This is a genomic window from Prevotella sp. Sow4_E9_plate, assembly GCF_052116205.1.
GTDB lineage: Bacteria > Bacteroidota > Bacteroidia > Bacteroidales > Bacteroidaceae > Prevotella.
Map to the genome: position 1 here is coordinate 1 of NZ_JBQKLN010000095.1, position 3469 is coordinate 3469.

Consider the following 3469-nt stretch of genomic DNA (forward strand, 5'->3'; position numbering starts at 1 on the left):
GCTCAAGAAAACGAGTCGCATAAAGGCTTTTGTCTTCAGATTCATCTCCGTACCTGCCAAGTGGATCATGACTGCAAGGCAATACGTGCTGAATATCTACACAGAGAACCGAGCTTATGCAAAACCCTTCAAAACAGAATTCGGATAAGAATCCTTTCTTTCCGGTTTGAATCTGCGTATTACCTCAAGTCGCATCGTGGGGTAAGGGGATGGTGGCTACATATTGATGTTGTGCTGTTGCTTTTTACTGAAAGCTGCTACTAACGACTCATAAATCTACCCTTAATCGTGTATTGGATGATAGTTGCGGATTTTAGGATTCAGATAAATTCGCAACATTTCGTTTGCTACTATTTTTGCAACTTTAAAATCGCAAATCGTAGAAAAATTAGGGTCTCTTTCAAAATAAAATGTTTCCATTGTCATTTGAATATCTTGTTTTCCTCTCAGAAAAAAGTACTTATCCAAATGCGTACTTCCCGAACGGTAGTATTTATAGAAATCAATGTTCTTATTGTAGAAATTCTCTAACTGATTCAGTTCATTGATGAAATAATTTTTCAGCACACAATCTTGTCCGTTGGGGCGCATCATTTCGATGTTATACACTTTCCTGTAATAGATTAGTTTACTAAAAAACTTGGGTTTTATTATCTTGAAAAAGAATATTTCATCCATTTCACTTTTGAACTTATAAAACGAAACTATTTCTTTCAATTCCGAGAACCCCTGTTCCAACAGCAATATTATTTGAGGAATATCTTTAATCCTGTCATTTAAATCGAGTTCATGCATCCTGATTTGATGTTCTAATTTTTCTGCAATGTTTTTTATCTTATCTTTCATTTTTATTGATTTTGAGTAAAAAAAAGGATGATATCGTCAGTTGACGACACACAAAGGCGTTCACTGAATTCCGATAGGATTCAGTGAACGCGAAGCAACAACATGTCGCTGAAAGATAATTAGTGATAGATTTGCCAGAAATACATAATACAGAATTTGTTGAAATCAACACCTAATCTTACTTATAACTTCCTTTGATTCCGTAGTCGGTATCCTGATTATTCAGCGATTTAGTACCGACAAGATGAGTTTTTCCGAAATTAAAATTCCAAGTGAGCGTGGCAACGAGAATTCGGGATGCATCGCTAAAACTTTCTCTTCGGAAAGGCGCTTGTGCATTTTTGTTTTCCATAATGGTTCGGGAAACATTCTTAAACGGATTGAACGCACCTATGCCAAAAGAAAAATTAGTCGCATTGTACCGGATAGCCAAGTAGTGATAATTACCATCCTTTATGACGGTTTCGCCGTATAACCTTTCGTCAAAAGGCTGTAGCTGGCCTATCAGCATCCATTTCTTATACATTGCCAAAACATCTGCCCTGTAATAAAAATTAGAATGGGTATGCGAATAGTTGTTCCCACGACTGTCAAAGTGGTTGAAGCCTCCTGTAACCGAAAATTGCAGGAAGTTTTTTATCATCCCTACTTTCAATGTTATCTCCGCATTATACTTATTCCAATCTTTCATGTTTTCGGGCATTGTCAGGAACACATTTCCATGTTCTCTTTTCGATTCCATGATAGGATTGTGTTTGTAGTGATGATGCAGGCTTGCATTGAAAGCGAACAACCCTTTTCTGTTTTCGTAATATAAATTATTATTCAGATTCAGGTACGGTTGAAGCAACAGATTCCCTTTCTCGGCAAGATACGAGTCAAGACGGATTTCCGTGTCGGCCAACTCCATCAGGGTTGGATTCGTTTGACTCATCTCCGCATCATACCGGATAAAAGAATTATCACTGAACCGATAGCCAACCATCGCTTTGGGTAAGAAATGGTAATAGCTTTTGGTAACAGATACATTGGAAAAATGCAGGCGATTCAGGCGAAGTCCCAAGCTATAGCTGAATTTGCCCTTACTATAAAACCACTCTGCAAAAACCGACGATTCCGCCTGATTCAAATCCGATTTGAATTCCTCGCCCTGATTAATTGTCTGCTCTGTAAACGACTGAATATGTTTTATCCCGAATTTCAAATTTCCATGGGCAAATCCTTTTTCGTATATGCCTTCGGCAATCAGTGAATATTTATCGGAAAACAGTTCCGAACGTTCGCTGTAAAGAGTATCAACATCGTTGTATTCGCAGTAATTCCGCGAAGATGCTGCGTTCGCATAACTCCCCACCACATTAGCATATATTTTCTGATTTTTGGGTAAACCATACTGGTAATACAAGTCGATGGTAGGAACATTAATTTTTTGCTGACTTCCGTCAAAAATCAACCCTTTGTCCGTGCCATTCTCTTTTAGAAAACTGTTGAAATCGTTGTGAGGCTGATTGCTCAGATTATATTTCAACTTGGCATTGAAAAAAGCCGAATCGCTCTGCTGATAGTTGTATGTCAGCGAAAAATCATGCATTTGGTACGAATAATCACCTCCGGCACTGATTTCTTCCCTCAATATAGGGGATGAATTTTCAAACTGATAACTACCTGTGCGATTTCTGTTATTCGTGTTGATGCGTTGAAACGCTGCGGTGTAGTTCAAAGCATATTCCGATTTTCCTTTGTTGAATTTGGCAAAGAAAACATCGCCCCCTGCAAGGATATTCAGCGAGTTCATCAAATCCACACCAACAACACCGCCTTTATCATCCCTTACTACCACGTAGTTGATAACTTTGGAAGCATGTCCGTATCGGATACCTGCATAATCCGAATATTCTATCCGCTTGATTTGGCGGGGTTGCAAGGTCTGAATTTCTTCCGGCGTGGTATTTACGCCGTTAATCTGCAAAATGACTTTCCCGCCGTCGGATGATGAAATCGTATTCAGCATCGGATTGATGTTCAAGCCGGGAAGCATCATTGTATTCAGCAATTGCATTCCGTTGGCAGAATGGCTGATTTGCAATTTTGTCGGGAACACAATCCGTTGGTTAATCTTGTTTATTGTGGAAGAAGCAGAAATCACCACTTCCCCAAGTAACAAAACATTTTCATTCAAATACACATCTATTTGTGCTGATTCCGTCAGATTCTGTATCAAAATCCGCTTTGTTTCAAATCCTAAACAGGATACTGACAGCACATAATTATCTGTGGGAAGATTTTCAAATTCAAATCTTCCGATAGTGTCTGTCGTTGTTCCTTTCAGAAAGACTGAATCTTGTTTGAATAGAACGACATTAGCAAACTCAACAGGTGTTTGCGTATTTTGTTGAAGTACTCTTCCTGAAACATGAATCGATTGTCCGGACACACTTAGGCCGGAATACAGGAAAAATACGATAAGATATAATAATCGAGCTTTATTAAAGTCCATACTTGTTTTCTTATAATCCTTAATTCCGCAACACTTTGATTTAACTTTATTTATAAGTTCCTGAGCAACAAAAAGTTGCTCAGGATTTTGCCATGTCAGATTTTTCACTTATCTTAGTGTTGCAAA

2 protein-coding genes and 1 pseudogene are annotated in these 3469 nt (G+C 38.3%); 1 reads left to right on the forward strand and 2 read right to left on the reverse strand.

What is annotated here, in order from left to right; all coding sequences use genetic code 11:
• Nucleotides 1–148 (forward strand): annotated as a pseudogene (locus ACTQ53_RS17260) (IS1380 family transposase); the annotation flags it as partial.
• A 134-nt stretch (nt 149–282) separates the two neighbouring features.
• On the opposite strand, the gene ACTQ53_RS17265 reads toward ACTQ53_RS17260, so the two are convergent.
• Both ACTQ53_RS17265 and ACTQ53_RS17270 read right to left on the reverse strand, forming a co-directional pair.
• Entirely contained in the window at nt 283–846 is a 564-nt protein-coding gene (locus tag ACTQ53_RS17265) for an RteC domain-containing protein (protein WP_052484764.1), read from the reverse strand.
• Nucleotides 847–1024: 178 nt separating this feature from the next.
• A complete protein-coding gene (locus ACTQ53_RS17270) occupies nt 1025–3451 on the reverse strand; it encodes a carboxypeptidase-like regulatory domain-containing protein (RefSeq protein WP_441934528.1) in 2427 nt (808 codons plus the stop codon).
• Between the last annotated feature and the right edge of the window lie 18 nt (nt 3452–3469).